The organism is Pseudomonas sp. P108, from assembly GCF_032613195.1.
GTDB lineage: Bacteria > Pseudomonadota > Gammaproteobacteria > Pseudomonadales > Pseudomonadaceae > Aquipseudomonas.
In genome coordinates, this window is record NZ_CP126691.1 from 576,861 (window position 1) to 595,729 (window position 18,869).

At 60.4% G+C, this 18,869-nt stretch carries 16 protein-coding genes; 7 read left to right on the plus strand and 9 right to left on the minus strand.

The genetic code is table 11. The features are described 5' to 3' along the window. Window positions 1-3 precede the first annotated feature (3 nt). Both parC and QOM10_RS02490 read left to right on the plus strand, forming a co-directional pair. Entirely contained in the window at window positions 4-2,268 is a 2,265-nt protein-coding gene (gene parC, locus QOM10_RS02485) for a DNA topoisomerase IV subunit A (RefSeq protein WP_122842973.1), read from the plus strand. 177 nt (window positions 2,269-2,445) lie between these two features. After that, complete coding sequence (locus QOM10_RS02490; protein ID WP_077570583.1) at window positions 2,446-3,156, plus strand: membrane integrity-associated transporter subunit PqiC; 711 nt, start codon at window positions 2,446-2,448, stop codon at window positions 3,154-3,156. Between the two features lie 397 nt (window positions 3,157-3,553). Here QOM10_RS02490 and QOM10_RS02495 read toward each other — a convergent pair whose 3' ends face one another. Continuing rightward, window positions 3,554-5,059: an AhpA/YtjB family protein gene (locus QOM10_RS02495; RefSeq protein WP_127925598.1), complete on the minus strand. Its 1,506-nt coding sequence runs from the start codon at window positions 5,057-5,059 to the stop codon at window positions 3,554-3,556. Between the two features lie 134 nt (window positions 5,060-5,193). On the opposite strand from QOM10_RS02495, the gene serB reads away from it, so the two are divergent. Further along, window positions 5,194-6,408, plus strand: a complete 1,215-nt coding sequence (gene serB / locus QOM10_RS02500; RefSeq protein ID WP_316917523.1) for a phosphoserine phosphatase SerB — start codon at window positions 5,194-5,196, stop codon at window positions 6,406-6,408. A 104-nt stretch (window positions 6,409-6,512) separates the two neighbouring features. On the opposite strand, the gene QOM10_RS02505 is transcribed toward serB, so the two are convergent. The 4 genes from QOM10_RS02505 to QOM10_RS02520 all read right to left on the minus strand — a co-directional run bounded on the left by QOM10_RS02505 (window position 6,513) and on the right by QOM10_RS02520 (window position 11,611). After that, a complete protein-coding gene (locus QOM10_RS02505; protein ID WP_316917524.1) occupies window positions 6,513-8,267 on the minus strand; it encodes a molecular chaperone in 1,755 nt (584 codons plus the stop codon). Window positions 8,268-8,334: 67 nt separating this feature from the next. Then, window positions 8,335-9,195 (minus strand): archaetidylserine decarboxylase, encoded by an 861-nt coding sequence (gene asd, locus QOM10_RS02510; protein ID WP_008079215.1) that lies wholly within the window; start codon window positions 9,193-9,195, stop codon window positions 8,335-8,337. A gap of 19 nt (window positions 9,196-9,214) precedes the next feature. Beyond that, complete coding sequence (gene rhdA, locus QOM10_RS02515; RefSeq protein ID WP_127925600.1) at window positions 9,215-10,030, minus strand: thiosulfate sulfurtransferase; 816 nt, start codon at window positions 10,028-10,030, stop codon at window positions 9,215-9,217. A 42-nt stretch (window positions 10,031-10,072) separates the two neighbouring features. Beyond that, on the minus strand, window positions 10,073-11,611 hold the full coding sequence (locus QOM10_RS02520; RefSeq protein ID WP_316917525.1) for an HDOD domain-containing protein: 1,539 nt from the start codon (window positions 11,609-11,611) through the stop codon (window positions 10,073-10,075). A 166-nt stretch (window positions 11,612-11,777) separates the two neighbouring features. Here QOM10_RS02520 and motA point away from each other — a divergent pair, with 166 nt between their 5' ends. The 3 genes from motA (at window position 11,778) to QOM10_RS02535 (ending at window position 14,955) form a co-directional block, all read left to right on the plus strand. Further along, entirely contained in the window at window positions 11,778-12,629 is an 852-nt protein-coding gene (gene motA, locus QOM10_RS02525; protein WP_007915795.1) for a flagellar motor stator protein MotA, read from the plus strand. Between the two features lie 3 nt (window positions 12,630-12,632). Then, entirely contained in the window at window positions 12,633-13,700 is a 1,068-nt protein-coding gene (gene motB / locus QOM10_RS02530; protein WP_150750091.1) for a flagellar motor protein MotB, read from the plus strand. A 91-nt stretch (window positions 13,701-13,791) separates the two neighbouring features. Then, window positions 13,792-14,955 carry a sterol desaturase family protein gene (locus QOM10_RS02535; RefSeq protein WP_316917526.1) on the plus strand — a complete coding sequence of 388 codons (1,164 nt, stop codon included), beginning with the start codon at window positions 13,792-13,794 and terminating at the stop codon, window positions 14,953-14,955. Between the two features lie 43 nt (window positions 14,956-14,998). Here QOM10_RS02535 and QOM10_RS02540 read toward each other — a convergent pair whose 3' ends face one another. The 4 genes from QOM10_RS02540 to rsgA all read right to left on the minus strand — a co-directional run bounded on the left by QOM10_RS02540 (window position 14,999) and on the right by rsgA (window position 18,097). Beyond that, entirely contained in the window at window positions 14,999-15,484 is a 486-nt protein-coding gene (locus QOM10_RS02540; RefSeq protein WP_150750089.1) for a toll/interleukin-1 receptor domain-containing protein, read from the minus strand. Then, window positions 15,484-16,443: a caspase domain-containing protein gene (locus QOM10_RS02545; RefSeq protein WP_150750088.1), complete on the minus strand. Its 960-nt coding sequence runs from the start codon at window positions 16,441-16,443 to the stop codon at window positions 15,484-15,486. The genes QOM10_RS02540 and QOM10_RS02545 overlap by 1 nt, the downstream gene beginning before the upstream one ends. A 2-nt stretch (window positions 16,444-16,445) precedes the next feature. Continuing rightward, a complete protein-coding gene (locus tag QOM10_RS02550; protein ID WP_150750087.1) occupies window positions 16,446-16,853 on the minus strand; it encodes a TIR domain-containing protein in 408 nt (135 codons plus the stop codon). A 212-nt stretch (window positions 16,854-17,065) separates the two neighbouring features. Continuing rightward, window positions 17,066-18,097, minus strand: a complete 1,032-nt coding sequence (rsgA, locus tag QOM10_RS02555; protein WP_034151654.1) for a small ribosomal subunit biogenesis GTPase RsgA — start codon at window positions 18,095-18,097, stop codon at window positions 17,066-17,068. A 107-nt stretch (window positions 18,098-18,204) separates the two neighbouring features. On the opposite strand from rsgA, the gene orn reads away from it, so the two are divergent. After that, window positions 18,205-18,747 (plus strand): oligoribonuclease, encoded by a 543-nt coding sequence (gene orn, locus QOM10_RS02560; protein WP_016985703.1) that lies wholly within the window; start codon window positions 18,205-18,207, stop codon window positions 18,745-18,747. Window positions 18,748-18,869: the final 122 nt, after the last annotated feature.

Sequence of the window (18,869 nt, forward strand, 5' to 3'; positions counted from 1 at the left end):
TGCATGAGCAACCCCCTTGATCTCAGCCTGGACGGTGTAGAACGCCGCTCGCTGGCCGACTTCACCGAAAGTGCCTACCTCAACTACTCCATGTACGTGATCATGGACCGTGCCCTGCCGCATATCGGCGACGGCCTGAAACCGGTACAGCGGCGTATCGTCTACGCCATGAGCGAGTTGGGCCTGGACGCCGATTCCAAGCACAAGAAATCGGCGCGTACCGTCGGTGACGTGCTCGGCAAGTTCCACCCGCACGGCGACTCGGCGTGCTACGAAGCGATGGTGCTGATGGCCCAGCCGTTCAGCTATCGCTACACGCTGGTCGACGGCCAGGGCAACTGGGGTGCGCCGGACGATCCGAAGTCCTTCGCCGCCATGCGTTACACCGAAGCACGCCTGTCGCGTTATTCCGAAGTGCTGCTCAGCGAACTGGGCCAAGGCACTGCCGACTGGGGCCCGAACTTCGACGGCACCCTGCAGGAGCCGCTGGTTCTGCCGGCGCGCCTGCCGAACATTCTGCTCAACGGCACCACCGGTATCGCCGTGGGCATGGCCACCGACGTGCCGCCGCACAACCTGCGCGAAGTCGCCACTGCGTGCGTGCGCTTGCTCGATGAGCCGAAAGCCACGGTTGAACAGCTCTGCGAACACATTCAGGGCCCGGATTATCCGACCGAAGCGGAAATCATCACGCCGCGCGCCGACCTGCTGAAAATGTACGAAACCGGCAAGGGCTCGGTGCGCATGCGCGCCGTGTACCACGTCGAGGACGGCGACATCATTGTCACCGCGCTGCCGCATCAGGTCTCCGGTGCGAAAGTGCTGGAGCAGATTGCCGCGCTGATGCAGGCGAAACCGTCGAAAGCCCCGCAGATCGCTGACCTGCGCGACGAATCCGACCACGAAAACCCGTGCCGCATCGTGATCATTCCGGTCAACAGCCGCGTCGATCACGAAGCGCTGATGCAGCACCTGTTCGCCAGCACCGAGCTGGAGTCGACCTACCGGGTCAACGTCAACATCATCGGTCTGGACGGCAAACCGCAGTTGAAAAACCTGCGGGCCTTGCTGGTCGAGTGGCTGGAATTCCGCGTGCTGACCGTGCGTCGCCGCCTGCAATTCCGCCTCGACAAGGTCGAGCGTCGCCTGCACCTGTTGGACGGTTTGTTGATTGCCTACCTCAACCTGGATGAAGTGATCCACATCATCCGCACCGAGGAACACCCGAAAGCCAAGCTGATCGAGCGTTTCGCCCTCAGCGAGATTCAGGCCGACTACATCCTCGACACGCGTCTGCGTCAGTTGGCGCGACTGGAAGAGATGAAGCTGCGCGACGAGCAGGACGAACTGCTCAAGGAACAAGCCAAGCTGCAAGCGCTGCTGGGCAGCGAAGCCAAGCTGAAGAAGCTGGTGCGTACGGAGCTGATCAAGGATGCCGAAACCTATGGCGACGACCGTCGTTCGCCAATCGTTGAACGCACCGAAGCCAAAGCGTTGACCGAACACGATCTGCTGCCGAACGAGAAAGTCACCGTCGTGCTCTCGGAAAAAGGCTGGATTCGTTCGGCCAAAGGTCACGACATCGACGCCACCGGCCTGTCGTACAAGGCCGGCGACGGCTTCAAAACCTCGGCGGCGGGGCGCTCCAACCAGTCTGCCGTGGTGATTGACTCCACCGGCCGCAGCTATTCGGTTGCTGCGCATACGCTGCCGTCGGCGCGTGGCCAGGGCGAACCATTGACCGGTCGTCTGACGCCGCCACCGGGCGCTTCGTTTGAGTGCGTGCTGATGCCGGAGGATGACGCGTTGTACGTGATCGCCTCCGACGCCGGTTACGGTTTCGTGGTGAAGGGCGAAGATCTGCAAGCCAAGAACAAGGCCGGTAAAGCCCTGTTGAGCCTGCCGAACAACGCCAAGGTGATCGCGCCGCGTCCGGTTGCCGATCGTGAGCACAACTGGCTGGCCTCGGTCACGACCGAAGGTCGCCTGCTGATCTTCAAAATCAGCGATCTGCCACAATTAGGGAAGGGCAAAGGCAACAAGATCATCGGTATTTCCGGTGAGCGTGTGGCCAGTCGCGAAGAATATGTCACGGACATCGCCGTACTTCCGGAAGGCGCCACTTTGGTGTTGCAGGCCGGAAAACGCACCTTGTCGCTGAAGGCTGACGACCTTGAACACTACAAAGGTGAGCGTGGACGTCGTGGCAACAAGCTTCCAAGGGGCTTCCAGCGGGTCGATGCGCTGCTCGTCGAAAACCTCAATTAGGCGTCCTAGAGGCGTCGATCCACGATTTAACGCGTAGATCGACGCTTTGGCGCTGGAGTCGGAACGCATATTCACGGATGATATGGCCTTTCCAAGCGCCGGCGTGGCCGAGCGTTCTTCATATTTATTGAGTATTTTCACTGTGGTCAGCCTTGTGGCGGCCACCTGGACGGGATGATGACTGCTCTGCGCCCCCTTATTTTCCTGCTCGCCGGCGTTTTGGGCCTGGCGGGTTGCAGCGTTCACCAGCCGGTGTCGCTGTATCAACTGGACAGCGGAAGTCCGGTTCAGCCTGCGCAAAGCGCGGGCATGGCGGTTTTGTTGGGCCCGGTAGTCGTAGCCGATTACCTGCAACGTGAGACCTTGCTGCAACGTCAACCGGACGGCAGTCTGCAAGCGGCGACCGACGGTCGTTGGGCTGGCAGCCTTTCGTCGGATATCGATCAGTTGCTGATGCGTCAGGTGGCGGGTCATCTGGACAGCCAACGTGTGGTGCTGGCACCGGCCACCGGTGGGTTTACCCCGGATGTGCAGGTATTGCTGACCATCACGCGTCTGGACTCCGGCGCGAAACAGCCGGCGATCCTCGATGCGCAGTGGCGCTTGATCGACCGCCGTGGTCAGGTGCGCGATAACCGCATCGTTCATCTGCAGGAGCTGCATGCCGGCAGTACGGCGTCGCAGGTGCAGGCTCAGGGCATTTTGCTGCAGCGTCTGGCCGAGCAATTGTCGGTGGCGCTGAAGCCTTTGGCCAATCAGCCTCCGGTGGCTGAGGCACCGCGTAAATCGGCACCAAAACCGGCAGCGCCGGCAGCGGAAGCCGAGAAGCAGCCGAAGATTCCGATGGCATCGCCGATTCGGACTGACATGGAAGTGTTCCGCTTCTGACGCTGGAACGAGACAGAACAGAGCCCGCCTTGTGCGGGCTTTGTTGTGTCTGGGGTTCTGCGTGAAAGATCAAAAGCCCCTCACCCTAGCCCTCTCCCAGAGGGAGAGGGGACTGACCGAGGTGTCTTGCGTCATACGTGGACCTGAAAGTACCTGGCGATTATGGATTCGGTAGAGCAGAGGCGGACTGGGAGTATCTGGCGTCATACGTGACCTGAAAGAGCTTGGCGATTCTGGATTCACAGCAGGGCGCTCAAGTCGGTGTAGCTCTCCAATATCCCCCAATCAGTCCCCTCTCCCTCGGGGAGAGGGCTAGGGTGAGGGGCTTTTCAGTCATCCACAAAAAAGCCCGCAGACAATCACTCGTCTGCGGGCTTCTGTGTTTCAGGCTTAAAGCTTAAGCCCGGCGCTCATGCATCCGCGCCAGTTGCCGCTCGAGCATCGATGGATAAGGCTCCATCAACCGCTCGACGCAGCAAGCACCCTCAGGGCTGGCAATCGGCCGAATCCGCGCGCGCTGACGGATCAGCGCATCGTCGCCGATCTTGCGTTCAACCAGCAGCAGATTGCGGCTGTGTTGTGACAGAGCCAATGCATCCTGCGCCGAATCGGTCAGCAACAGATCGATCTGGCTCAAGCCGAACAACTCATCGCCCAGGGTCAGGCCCAGTTGCAACTGCAGGGTGATGCCGCTGTCCGCGACTTCAATCTGCAACTGATGACCCAAGGCCCGCAGCAACTCGCCACAGCAAATGGCGTTGGTCAGGTAATCATCGCCACTGTCTTCGGTGTGGAACAGCATCAGCGTGCTGCCGTCGTTCAGGGTTTCGATTTCGCCCTGATACAACGAAGCGGCCTGATCGAGGCAGTCGCGATAGCGCTCCTGCAATTCTTCCAGGCGTGCCCGTGGCAAGCGGCGCAGTTGCTCCTGAGAGCCCAGTTGCACGGCCAGTACGGCGGTGTGCTGCGGCACGCTTGGCGACGGTTGGCGGATAACGGGTTGGGGCGCGCCATTGAGCGACTCGTCGCGCAGGTCGGCGAATGCGTCATCGTCATCATCGTCTTCGACGGTGCTGACCAGATGCCGCGGTGCAGGCTTCTGCGCGGCCATCGGACGGGTTTCGTCGAAACTCGGATCACGCAAGTTGCGCACCTCGAATTCCGGCTCGTCTTCTTCGTCCTCGAACTCAGGCTCCGGTTCCGGTGCAGGCTCCGGCGCGTAGTTGGCGTGCAGCTGACGCGCCAGATCGCCAATCTCATCCTGACGATCGATGCCCGGCGTGTGCTCGTCGATACGGCGCAACCAGACGCGCAATTGCAGCAGCGGCGTCGACAGGTAGCGGCCCATGCGCAGGCTCAGGGCCAGCGACAGTGCCAGCAGAATCCCGCTGAGAATGCCCATGCTTTGCAGGCTGATGGTCATCGGCTGCTGGAACTGATCCATGTCCAGGCTGATGCGCAGTTGCCCGGCGGTCACGTCCTGAAAAGTGATCTTGCTCTCGTACATGCCTTCGGCTTCGCCCAGCAGGCTGTGCTTGGGCCGCTGACCGGACTCGGCGAGGATGCGGTTATCCACGCTGTAGATCGCCGCGTGGGCCACCAGTTTGTTCTTGGTCAGGTTGTTGAGCAGCACGTTGAGGCTGAGGATGTCGTTGGACACCAACAGCTCGGTGGCAGAGGTCGCGGTCTGCGTGGTCAGGCTTTCGCCCAGCGCATCGGCCTGCTGGTGCATGGCCTGCTTGAATTGCAAACCCATCACGCCGGCATAGATCACCAGGGCCAGAGCGACCAGGATCACGTTATGGCTGGCAATGCGCAATGCAATCGGTACACGGCGGTGGCGCAGTGCACGGAAGATCAGCAGGAAGAAGTTATCGGTTTTAACTGGCGTGGGCCGGTTCACTGAGCTCGGCTCTTTTGTCCGTGAAGTTGACGCGCAGTATAGCGACAGGCCCTAGACCGGCAAAGCGCTCGCGGTGCCCGATGGTCACTGAAAGTGGGTAGAATGCGGTTTTTTTCCAGTTGCGGGGGTGCGCGTTGCGCGAAATCGTCCTGATTAACATCACGGGAGTCGACCGTCCGGGTCTGACGGCAGCCATTACCGGTGTTCTGGCACAGGGTGGTGTGAACATTCTCGACATCGGTCAGGCGGTGATCCACGACACCCTGTCGTTCGGCATCCTGGTTGAAATTCCCGATTCGGAGCAGGGTAAATCCGTGCTCAAGGACATCCTGTTCAAGGGCTACGAGCTCGACCAGCAGGTGCGCTTCACCCCGGTGTCCGAAGAGGATTACCAGCAATGGGTGGGCAATCAGGGCAAGAAGCGCCACATCGTCACCCTGCTGACTCGCAAAGTGACCGCTGGCCAATTGCAGGCGGTCAGCTCGATCACTGCCAAATATGGCCTGAACATCGATCACATCGACCGTCTGTCGGGTCGCATGCCACTGGACACGCCAGCGGACAAGGGCAAGGGCTGCATCGAGTTCTCCGTGCGTGGCGAAGCGGCTGATCCGCAAGCGCTGCGTGCCGAATTCCTCAGCGTTGCCCAAGAGCTGAATGTCGACATCGCCTTCCAGGAAGATTCGCTGTTCCGTCGCAACCGTCGCTTGGCGGTGTTCGACATGGACTCGACCCTGATTGAAGCCGAAGTCATCGACGAACTGGCCAAGGCGGCCGGGGTGGGCGAGCAGGTATCTGAAATCACCGAGCGCGCCATGGCCGGTGAACTGGACTTCCGCGCCAGTTTCAAGGAGCGCCTGGCCTTGCTCAAAGGCCTGGATGTCAGCGTGCTGGATTCGATTGGCGCCTCGCTGCGTCTGACCGAGGGCGCTGAAACCTTGTTCGCCGAACTCAAGCGTCTGGGCTACAAAACCGCGATCCTGTCCGGTGGTTTCACCTACTTCGCCAAGCAATTGCAGACCAAGCTCGGCATTGACTACGTGTTTGCCAACGAACTGGAAGTGGTCGATGGCAAGTGCACCGGCGTGGCGATCGAGCCGATTGTCGATGCGCAGCGCAAGGCTGATCTGTTGAAAGAGCTGGCGCACAAGGAAGGTTTGCGTCTGGAGCAGACCATTGCGGTCGGCGACGGCGCGAATGATCTGCCGATGCTGGCAATTGCCGGGCTGGGCGTGGCGTTCCGTGCCAAGCCACTGGTCAAGCAGTCGGCGAAGCAGGCGATCTCGACGTTGGGTCTGGATGGCGTGTTGTATCTGCTGGGCTTCCGTGATCGCGACGGGCAGCTCTGAGTTCTCTATCGCCTGACTTGACCTCTTCGCGAGCAGGCTCGCTCCCACATTGGAATGCATTTCTACAGTGGGAGCGAGCTTGCTCGCGAAGGCCGCACCTCGGTCTATAGCGACTTCCACAGCGAGTCAAAATCCTCCTCGCTCCCGCCATTCTGCGCGGCCTCCAGTGAGCGATAGGCAAACTGATTGAAGCTATGCGTACTCGCCACCCGTCGATCCAGTCCGGCGCGGTGCTCTTCGCCCTGGGTGTTGATCAACACCTTGCTGCCCTCCTGAAACGGCAAGCGCGGTGCCAGCAGGGTCGCCGGCACATCGATCGCACTGATCTCCGGTAACAGTAATCCGCGCAGATATTGACTGTGATCGTCCCGCGAACGCACCAGTTGCAAGCCGCACGGCTGTGCATGTGGCGCCACCAGTTCAATGCCCATTTGCGTGCCGCCGCCGCGCACCTGACGTATCCAGCGAATGACCGCGATGCTCCATCCCTGACTGACACTGTCCTGAATCCCGAGCATTTCGCCGGCCTGCAATTCTGCGGGCACTTCATTTGGCCACGCCAGGCAGTAACCTCCGGGGCTGTGATTGATCACCGGCAGGGCGTAGGTCGGGTAATGCGGTGTGCTGTCGGTGTGGCTTTCATCCTCAAGCAAATGGTCGTACTGAATCTCCTCATAGGGTAAAAACTCCTCAGACTGGCTCTGCGGCGCAGCGTCGAAGGCCTGGCTCCAACTGTCCTTTTCACCTTTGGCGACGGCACGGCTGAAATTCGCCGAGCGCGCTCCGGGATGTTTGAGCAGGTCGCTGAAACTGCGCTCGCCGCCGAGGTAGAAGTGCAGGGCGCTCATGCCGACGCACACGGTCAGATGACCCTGGCCGACGGTGCGCTGAAAACTGCGTTCGGCCGTCTGGCCCCAAGTCGCGTGCAGGTGCTGCAGGGTGTCGAAGCTCAGCCCGGCCGGGACGGGCAAGGGTGTCGAAGTGTCCTGATGCTGCAAATGCGCTTCGATGGCGTTCACCAGCGGCTGTGGATCGAAACCGAGCAACCCGCGCTGTTGCTCGCGACGAAACATGCTGCGGTAGCGCGGGCCTGCATCCAGTTCTGCGCTGATCGCCAACAAGCCTGCGTCCGGGCTGGCGGGATGCAGCTTGAGCAGCGCGCTCCACGGCTCCAGCACTTCGGCGAGCCGGGCGATCTGGTTCTGCCGCAACTGATTGCACCGGGCGCTGCCCAGCAAGAGTGCGGCGATGTAGGTCTGTTCAAGGCTCAATTCTGTGGTGAGGCTGGCCAGGTCGTCGTGCACGCGGCGGTGTTGCAGTTGTAATTCAGCGGCGCTGCGGTACAACTGATGCAGTTCGAACCACAGTTGCTCCGGCGGCGAGCTATACAGCTGCGTGGCGCGCAGCAGTTGGCCTTTGAGTGCATGGGCGGCACGTTGCAGAGCCATACTGACCAGCGCTGCACGATCCTTGCTGTACTTCGGCGCAATCCGCAACACGATCTGTTTGTAGCCGATGGCCAGATGGCTTTGCAGCGCCTGGCACAGGTTGCTGATCTTGCGCGAGCGCTCGTCGAGCATGATCGCCTGATGCAGGAAGTGCCGCTCCAGATGCTGGCAGACGAAATAAACCTCGGGTCGCAGCAACTCAAGCAGGTTGAGACGGTTGTCACTGGGGGTGAGCAGCTGGTTGAGTTCGCCCAGGCCTTGATACAGCAGGCGGGCGGTTTCGCCGATGTTGGCCTTGGGCAGGTCAGCGATCCAGCGCTTGAGATCACGCGGGGAAGCTTCGCAAAACGACAGGCGCGTTTGCGACGGTGTTGGTGCTTGAAGGGACGGCGGGGAGATGGTCTGGCTCATGCCAAAAACCATAGCAGCAAATAACGTAATCTGCGGGAGCGCCTGAGGCGACTCCCGCAGCGGTCAATCAGGCTTTTGGCAGCGCCAGGCCCTGGCCCATCTGCACAGGCGAACCAGCGACCAGTTCTTCAGCCCATTTCACCTGATCCGGCCCAAACAGCACGATGGCGGTCGAACCCAGCTTGAAGCGACCCAGTTCGGCACCTTTTTCCAGATGGATCGGCGCACGCGCGGCTTCGTCATAGCGGAAGGTTTTCAGTTCACGCTTTGGCGGCGTGACCAGACCGGCCCACACGGTTTCGATCGAAGCGACGATCATCGCGCCCACCAGCACCACCGCCATCGGCCCGCGCTCGGTGTCGAAAATGCACGCCACGCGCTCGTTACGGGCGAACAGTTCCGGAACGTTTTCAGCCGTGGTCTGGTTGACCGAGAAAATCCGCCCCGGGATATAGACCATTTCGCGCAGGGTGCCGGCCAGTGGCATGTGCACACGGTGGTAATCCTTTGGCGACAGGTAGATGGTGGCGAAGTCGCCGCCCATGAACGGCGCCGCATTGGCCGCATCACCGCCGAGCAGTTCGAGCACGCTGAAGCTGTGGCCCTTGGCCTGGAACACGCGACCGTGTTCGATCGGGCCAAGCTGGCTGACCGCACCGTCGGCTGGGCTGAGGATCGCGCCCGGGGTTTCGTCCAGCGGACGCGCGCCGTCTTTCAGGGCACGGGTGAAGAAGGCGTTGAAGTGTTCGTAAGCGGTCAGGTCTTCGACCAGCGCTTGCGACATGTCCACCTGATAGCGCTTGGCGAACCACTGGGTGAAGGCATTCTTGAACCAGCGCACGCGGCACTCGGCAACGCAGCCAGCCAGGCGCGACAGCAGGTGATGAGGCAGCAGGTACTGGCTGAGGATAAACAGACGCTCTTTCATTGGTTGTCCTTAAAAAACCTTAAATCTCGACTGGCGTGTCAGGGTGGTTGCCCCATTCGCCCCAGGAACCGGCGTAGCCTTTGACCCGCGGATAACCGAGGGACTTGGCCACCAGATAAGTGAAGCCCGACCGGTGATGGGTCTGGCAGTGGGTAATGATTTCTTTGTCCTTGGTGATCCCGAGGTCTTCGAGAATCTGCGGCATGTCCGTGCGAATGCGCAGTTGACGCGCCTTGTCCATGCCGGCGGTCCATTCGAAGTTGACCGCACCGGGGATGTGCCCGGCCTTGGCGGCCAGTACTTTCTCGCCGGAGTACTCCAGTGGACCGCGCGCATCCCAGATCGCCAGATCGGCAGCACCGAGACGGCTTTGCAGGTATTCGCGGGTGGCGGTCGGCGCTTCGTGCAGGGTCAACGACAATGGGCCGCCAACGGCTGCCGGTACCTGGATCGACATCGGCATGCCATCCGCCAGCCACGCCGGCAGACCACCGTCTATATAGTGGTACTTGTCGTGACCGATCACGTCGAGCAGCCAGATGAAGCGCCCGGCCCAGCCACCGCCTTCGTCGTCATAGACCACGTAGACCGCGTCTTTGCGATGGCCCAATTCACCGAACAGCGCCTCCAGATCAGCTTTGGCCGGCAGCAGGCCCGGCGCCGGCGGCTGGCCGAGCTGAGTGCGTTTCGGGTCGACAAAGCGTGCGCCGGGCAGATGACCTTCGGTATAGCGGGCGGCACTGGTCAGATCCACCAGAATCAGTTCAGGGGATTCGAGGCGCGGGAGCAGGTCGCTCGGCTCGATGACGAGCGGCAAGCCAGAGAAGTCAGACATGTGAGGTCTCCAGAGCACAAAGGGGGGGATTGTAGCGCAGCCTCATCGGGCACGGCTGCTAAAGCTGTGCAGGGCCTTTTCGATGCACTGCGCGGTTTTGCCAAAGGCTTGCACGGTGATGTCAGCGAACGGTCCACCGCCCTGATCGGCGACAACGATCATGATCACCCGGCCATTGTTGACCAGAGAGCGCAGGAATAGATGCTCGCCCCGAAACAGCGTGCGCAGGCTCGGTGGCAGCAGCGCGGAGAACTGCGCGTTGTTGTCCGGGGTAATCCGCACCTGCGCCTGTTGCGCCAACAGCCTTTGCAACACGCTGCTCTGGCTGACGACAAAATTCAGCGCCGCCGCTTCTTTCGGCAGCCCGGCGGTTTGATTCACGCGCAGATTCGACTGCGTGCGATCGGCCATCAGGATCATCACCCGGCGCATCCCGCTGGCGACCAGTGCATCGCGAGCGGCGACGGTCAGGCTCATGGCATTGGTGAAGCGGCTCGGTTCGGCGAGCAGTTCGGCACATTGCTTGCGCCACTGGCCCAGGTCTTCAGCGCTTGGCGCGGCGGCGGGCAGCATGCCGGCCGGCAAACGACGAGTGCCCAATGGCCACAACAACGAAACCGCCGGATGCCACAGATCCGGCATCGCATGCTGGCGCGCGCTGTTCGCGGCTTGCTGGTGCAACTGTTGTTGCACGTCGTCCATCGGGATTTGCAGATAAAGGCTGGTCAGGTATTGCCAGCGTTCGCTGTGCGGACTGTCCCAGGCCTGTTGCGCCGACAGCGCCAGACCATTGGCCAGCAGCACGGTATTGGCCGGTTGATTGAGCCAGCGGCGCAGGGTCGGGTCATCGTCGAGGCGGTTTTGCTGGCGCAGCGGATGTTCGCTGTCGCGAGCAATACGCAACACTTTCACCAGTTCGCGCTGCTCACTGAGCAACAGCTTGTAGCCCTGCTGCACCCAGATCGGCAGATGCCAGGCCTGCACCAAAGCGTCAGCGATTTTCAGCAGGCATACGCCGAACAGTTGCTTTTCGACCACGCGGGCCGATTCGCCCTTGTGGATAACCCGCAGCTCCCACTCTTCAAGCAATTGCGGATACGTCAGCGCCAAGGGCCACAGCGGCGACAGAAACAGCAGGCTGCCCCAATGAATGTCCTGCCACAGCCGCGCCAGGCGACTGGCAAAAAAACCGTTGGCCTGTTGCGTCGCGTGCTGGCTGATCATTTGCAGTTGGCGCAGGGCCTTGGGGATTTGCATCAGCGGTTCGGCGGGCAGGCGCGTCAGCAGCTCTTCGGTGCGGGTGAGGCCCAGACGATTGATCGCTACCTCGAGATTTTCCGCTGGCGTGGCCATGGTGCCGTGGGTGTGACGATTCGCCTCACGGATGATGCTCAAGGCCAGTGCCGGGCTGTCCTGCATCAGGTCGGCGATGTCGCGCAGCGAGCTGCGATTGTCACGGATCGCGCGGCAGACTTTGTCGTGAGCCTCTTGCGGCACGGGCAGTCGCACGCCATCGAGCAACTTTACCCAGCCGTCGAGCGTGGTCGGTTTTGCGTGTGGGACGTTCGTTTCATTAGCCATGTCTGGACGGGATCTTCACTGACTGTAGACGCGCCCGGCATGGGCTAAATTGGCTTTTCGCCTGAACTGGCTATAGTCTGGCGCAGTTTTGCCGATAAGTAGAAGAAGAGATTTTTTAACTTCCGAATATGACCTTGAACCCGACTTAAGTAAGTACTTTCTACCTATGGCTAAAATTATCGGCATCATCGTCGTATTCGCGAGCGTGCTCGGCGGATACGTGCTCTCCCACGGCAAGATTGCCGCCCTGATCCAGCCCTTCGAGGTGTTGATCATCGGTGGTGCTGCACTCGGTGCATTCCTGCAGGCCAACCCCGGCTACATGACGATGCACGTGCTCAAGAAATCCCTGAGCATGTTCAGTTCGCGCTTCAGCCACACGTTCTATCTGGAAGTGCTCGGCCTGATCTACGAGATCCTCAACAAGAGCCGCCGCGAAGGCATGATGGCCATTGAAGGCGACATCGAAGATGCCGCCGCGAGCCCGATTTTCGCCAAGTACCCGGCAGTGCTCAAAGACGAACGCATGACCGCGTTCATCTGCGATTACCTGCGCATCATGTCGTCCGGCAACATGGCCCCGCACGAGCTGGAAGGCTTGTTCGACATGGAACTGTACAGCCTCAAGGAAGACCTCGAGCATCCGTCCCACGCGGTGAACGGCATCGCCGACGCCATGCCCGGGTTCGGTATCGTTGCGGCGGTACTCGGTATCGTGGTGACCATGGCCTCGCTGGGTGAAGGCGATCAGAAGTCCATTGGTCTGCACGTCGGTGCGGCACTGGTCGGTACCTTCTTCGGTATTCTCGCGGCGTACGGTTTCTTCGGCCCGCTGGCGCATTCCCTGGCCCACGATGCCAAGGAAGAGCTGAACGTCTACGAAGCCATCAAGGCTTCGCTGGTGGCTTCGGCTTCCGGCATGCCGCCGTCGCTGGCGGTCGAGTTCGGTCGCAAGGTGCTGTACCCGGCCCACCGTCCAAGCTTTGCCGAGCTGGAACAAGCCGTTCGCGGTCGCTAAGCCATGGAAAATAATCAGCCGATTATCATCAAGCGCGTCAAGCGCATAGCCGGCGGGCATCACGGCGGGGCGTGGAAAATCGCCTTCGCCGACTTCGCCACGGCGATGATGGCGTTCTTCCTGGTGCTGTGGTTGCTGTCCACCGCAACGCCGGAGCAGAAGATCGCCATCGCCGGTTACTTCAAAGACCCGGTCGGCTTTTCCGAAAGCGGCACGCCGTACATCATCGACCTGGGTGGCACACCGACCCTGGCCCCGGAAAATACCCTCAACCCTGAGGTGAAATCCCAGCCGCAACCGGACAAGGTCACCGTCGACACCGAGCAAGTTGAAGGCATGGCCGAAATGGTCGAGAAAGAGCGCCTCGAACTGCTGCTGCAAGAACTGCAGAACAAGGTCGACGAGAACCCGCAACTGCAGAAATTCAAGGATCAGATCCTCTTCGAAATCACGCCGAATGGCTTGCGCATCCAGATCATGGACGCCGAGAACCGGCCGATGTTCGACTCCGGTTCTGCACGCCTGAAGCCGTATTTCGAAGACATCCTGCTGGCCATGGCCGACACCATCAAAGCGGTGCCGAACAAGATCAGCATCAGCGGCCACACCGACGCCAAGCCATACACTGGCACTGGCGATTTCGGTAACTGGGAACTGTCGGCCAACCGGGCCAACGCTGCCCGTCGTGCGCTGATCGCCGGTAGCTATCCGGATGCGCAAGTGGCGCGGGTCGTCGGTTATGCCTCGTCGGCACTGTTCGACAAGGAAAACCCGTTCAACCCGGTCAACCGCCGCATCGACATCGTCGTGCTGACCAAAAAGGCTCAAGCGGCGATCGAAGGTTCGCAAGGTGCCGATCCTGCGAAACCTGCAGATCAAGGTCAGAACGGCGCCGCTCCGGCGACACCGGTTGATCCGAATGCGCTGCCGGCGGACCAGCAGCCGGTGCCGGCGCATGAGTTGCGTGAACGGTTGAATCTGTTTGATGACGCCGCGCCGAAACCGGCGGAACCGGGGAGTGCGGCGCCACCGCCAGCAACCACTGCACCGGCGCCTGCGCCCAAGCAGTAATCGACAAAAAGCCACGGTCACCGTGGCTTTTTTGTTTCTGCCTGCGTCGCAATGACCAGTCGCAGTTTTCGCAATCACGGAAGATCAGTTAATGGAAAGACTCAAAGCCTATTTTCAACGGCATGGCAACGCACCCTTCAAATTTGGCGAGGGGCGGGTCAGTGGCTATATTTCGGCCACCCTCGGGCTGTTGAGCCTGTTGGCGGTGTTCTGTTTCCTGTTTCCCGAGTGGCTGACCACGGCCGAACTGCGCAAGGTCTATGACGAGCAGTTCGCGCGCACCACGCTGTTGCTCGGTCTGGTGCTGTCGTTCAGCCTCGGCACCCTGAATATCCTGCTCAACAAGCGCAAACGTCTGGGGATTACCGGACTGGTGGCGTCGGGGCTGGCGGTATTCCTCGGGGGCACCAATGTCCAGGTCAGCTCGATCGGGCAGACCCCGTACTCGCTCGGTCTGGACTGGTTTGTGCTGGCGCTGCTGGTGTCGGCGATCGTGTTCATTCCGCTGGAGAAGCTCTATTCCAAGGATCCCGAACAAAATATCCTGCGCCCGCACTGGCGCACCGACCTGACCTACTTTTTCGTCAGCCACATGCTGGTGCAATTCATCCTGATCTTCATCACCGCCTCCTCGAGCTACATCGCTGGTTGGGCGATGTCGCCGAGCTTGCAGGCAAGTGTGCAAAGCCTGCCGCTGGTGGTGCAGTTTCTGTTGGCGATCCTGGTCGCCGATCTCGGCCAATACTGGCTGCACCGGCTCTACCATGTGGTGCCGTGGCTGTGGCGCATCCACGCGGTGCATCACTCCAGCACGCACATGGACTGGCTCGCCGGTTCGCGCGTGCACTTCATCGAAATCCTGCTCACCCGCACCGGCGTACTGGTGCCGTTGATGCTGCTGGGTTTTGCCCCTCAAGCCTTGAACGCTTATGTGATTCTGGTCGGTGTTCAGGCGGTGCTCGCCCACGCCAACGTGCGGATCAACGGCGGCTGGCTGAATTACCTGATCGTGCTGCCGCGCTATCACCATTGGCACCACGCCCGGCACAAGGATTACATCTACAAGAACTACGCGATCCACACGCCGCTGGTGGACATGCTGTTTGGCACCTTCAAATTGCCGCCCAAAGAGTGGCCGGTGCGTTATGGCGTGTTCGGCAAGGAATTGCCGGGCGGGATCGTGCGTCAGCATTTGTATGCGTTTCAAAAGCCTGAGCCGAAGACGGCTGTGCCAAAGCCGCCAGCCAGCGTTTGAGGCAAAAAAAAGCCGCGAGATGATCGCGGCTTTTTTACGTCTGTCAGAACCCGCGCCGAATCCGGTTCTTCAGTTGTTCGTGGAAAATCTCGGCGTTGCGCTTATAGGTACCGCTAAAGGATTCATTGCTCGAATCCAGCGTCATCGAGCGTTTGTTCGACACTTCCTCGCGATACGCGTCGATAAAGAAATTCAGATCACTGTCCGTGCTCAGCTTCGGCCACTTGTCCAGATACAACGGCAACTCCGTCGGCCCGGTCTTGAACGAACAGATCCGGCGGTTGCTGATAGTCGCCTCACCAATTTCGAACGGCACCCACCACGACAACGCGGTCTTCTCCGACACCACCGCCAGCAAGTGCGTGCACTCGGTGATGTTGCGGGTGATGACGCCGGTGATGTCATCGGTGGTTTGCGATTCAGGGTCCAGCACGTCGAGGTAGGTTTTGATGTTGGCCTGCATCAGGCGTCTGTTGATGGCGATGGCGTGGGCGCGATCCATGTGGCGGTAGCTGATGAAGACAGGCATCAGAAGTGTCCTTTGAGGGCGAGTTCGCGGTAGTAGGCGCCGAGCGCGGTGAGGCGGCAGCCGGTGGAGTTGATGGCGGCGTAGTACATGTGTTCGGCGTCCACGGGCTCGATCAGGCTGTGGCGATTGCACATTTGCAGTTGCTTGAAGATGTCACCGTGCTCGGGATCGAACAGCGCTTCGGTGGGCTCGTAGCTGGGGTCGAGTCTGAAAACGAAGCTCGGTTCCGGGAACCAGTCCTTGAGTTTGCGCAGGGTTTCTTCGGCGATCAGCGGCGCGACCTCGCGTAGCGGCACAAACTGCGAGACATTGGTCTTGAATACCGGACGCTGTTCCCACGCTCCCAGCGCATTGTCGACAAACGAATAGACGCTACCGGGGGTGACCTTGCCGAGTACGTTGGCAGCGCCACCATGCAGCGCTTGCAGCAACAGATCCGTGAATACACCGTGACCGCGGCTTTCCAGGGCGTACTGTTCTTTTTTGCAGGCGGTGAGAATGGTCACGCCTTCGCCGATCACACTGCTGCCACCGCGCAGATTGCGCAAGGCGCCTGCTGCACCGGCCTGGCAGCAATCGAGAATGATGATTTTATTCTTGATGTGCGGGGCCTTGTCCGCCCATTCCAGAATGTCGCTGATACGGATACCGTCTCCGCCAGGCTGATAGTCCTGGGGAATCAGTAGTCCTTCGTCGATGCTGGTGTCGAACTGCCCATGACCGGCGAAGTACAGCAGTGCCACGTCACAGTCGCCTGAGAACAGGCTCTGGATCTGCTGTTTCATGTGTTTGAGCGTGAGTTGTTCTTCGGCCGACGTCAGCACTTTACTGCTGAAGTTCGGGCGCCCGTTGGCGTGACGTTCCAGCACCGATGCCATGGCCATCGCATCGTTGTTGCAGCCGCTCAATGGCGCGACGTGCTGGTAATGATTGATGCCGATAAACAGTCCCTTGCGCATGGTTACACCGCCGTATGCAAGCGAATCGCGCTAACGATGCTGTTGGTGTTCCATGCGCATTCGGCGTTCGCGGCGTTGCGCACGACCGTGGAAATACGCTCGGCGCCGAATGGTTTGATCGCGATGATCACCTTGCCCATACGCTTGGCGATCTCGATTTCCTTGTTGATCCACTTGCTGTAGGTCGAGTACATGCCAGCCATGATCAGCACCGCTGAGCAAGGACGGATCTTGTTCTCGATGGCTTCTTCGAGCTGCCTGTCGGTCTGCGCGCCCATGATGGGGTTATGTGGCGGTACGGAAAAATTCTTGAAGGTGAAACCCGGTTGCGCGCCGAGCAGACGGACCAGATTGTCGTGGGCGTGGGAGTAGTTCCACGAGTGGCTGATGAACAGGTGATAGGTTTGCATGGGGTTCCTCGAAGGTCGCGAAGGTGCGAAGGAGGACCCCAATCTAGGCATCTGGAGCTTGCCTACAAGGGTTGGGCGGTGAAAGAGAAATGTCCTGCAAGCAGGTGTGTGCGGGTCTGTCAGAAAAGTCTGACGTTTAGCGGAGTCGGGGGTTTGTCAGGCGTGATCCGACATCCGGCAGCCCTCGGGCGAGGTGCTGCCGGTGCAGATGTTTAGTAGCCGTTTTCCGGCAGGCTGGCGATGATCGAGCGGTAGCTGTTCATGCGCTGCTGCTGCACGCGGCCATCTTCCAGCGCTTTGAGCAGTGCACAGCCCGGTTCGCGATCATGCTTGCAGTCGCGGAAACGGCAAGTGCCGAGCAAATCATCGAATTCGATGAAACCGGCTTCGACATCGGCGCGACTGACGTGGCCCAGGCCGAATTCACGAATACCCGGGGAGTCGATCAACTCGCCACCGCCCGGGAAGTGGAACAGTCGCGCGGTGGTCGTCGTGTGCGTGCCCTGGCCGGAGAGTTCGGACAACGGCCCGACACGGGTTTCAACTTCAGGCAGCAGGCTGTTGACCAGCGACGACTTGCCGACACCGGACTGACCGACGAATACGCTGATACGGCCGTCGAGTTGCTGTTGCAACTGTTCCATACCGTTGCCGTGGTGCGCCGAGACTTCCAGCACCGGATAACCCAGCGTGCGATACACCGCCAGCAATGCGTTGAGCGCCGGGGCGTTCTGCTCGTCGATCAGGTCGAATTTGTTCAGCAGCAGCAACGGTCGGATGCCGGCGTGTTCGGCGGCGACCAGATAACGGTCGATCAGGTTGGCGTGAGGCTCAGGCAGCGGCGCAAAGACGATGACGATCATGTCGACGTTGGCCGCTACCGGTTTGAGCTGGCCCCGGCTGTCCGGGCGGCACAGTTCGGTGGTACGCGGCAGTTGCGCGACGATCACCCCGATGCCTTGGTTACCGGCACGCCAGACGACCGTGTCACCGGTCACCAGTGCTGGCAGGTTCGCGCGCAAGTGGCAGCGGAACACTTGGCCGGCCTGATCACCGTCAACCGCCTCGACCTCGACCTGGACACCGAAGTGGGCGATCACCAGGCCGGTTTGTTCCGGGCCCAGGTCGCCACCCTCAAGGGCTTCGACAGCCGAGGACTCGCGTTTGGCGGCGCGTGCAGCGCGTTCGCCCTGAATCTTTTCGATGCGCCAGTTTTGACGACGATTGAGTTGGCGTTTGGCCATGGGTGTTCCGTCTGAAGAATGCAGCGATTAGGTAAAACGGCCGCGAGTTTAGCACGCCCGGCCAGCGGCCTAGGCTAAACTGCGCAGCATTGCCTAGGAGCCGAAATATGCCAAACCCGCAGAACCTGATCTGGATCGACCTGGAAATGACCGGTCTGGATCCGGAAAACGACGTCATCATCGAAATGGCCACCATCGTTACCGACAGCGATCTCAACACGCTGGCCGAAGGACCGGTGATCGCCATCCACCACAGCGACGAAGTGCTCGCCCGCATGGACGAGTGGAACACCCGCACCCACGGTAACTCCGGCCTGACCCAGCGCGTGCGCGACAGCCGCATCAGCATGGCCGAGGCAGAAGCCGAAACCATCGCCTTCCTGGAAAAGTGGGTGCCGAAGGGCAAATCGCCGATCTGCGGCAACAGCATCTGCCAGGATCGCCGCTTCCTTTATACGCACATGAAAGGGCTGGAAAGCTACTTCCACTACCGCAACCTCGATGTCTCCACGCTCAAGGAACTGGCTGCGCGCTGGGCGCCGGACGTGCGCGACAGCTTCAAGAAGGGCAGCACGCACCTGGCGCTGGACGACATCCGCGAATCGATCGCCGAGTTGCAGCACTACCGCAAGCATTTCATCAAGTTCTGATGTGGTTTGTGCAGGAGCTGCCACAGGTTGCTCCTGCATTGGAACGTGTCGGTCGCAGCTGTTGCAATGACATCCTGCTAATCTTTCGAAGTGTATTTTATCCCGACATTGTTGTTGCAGTA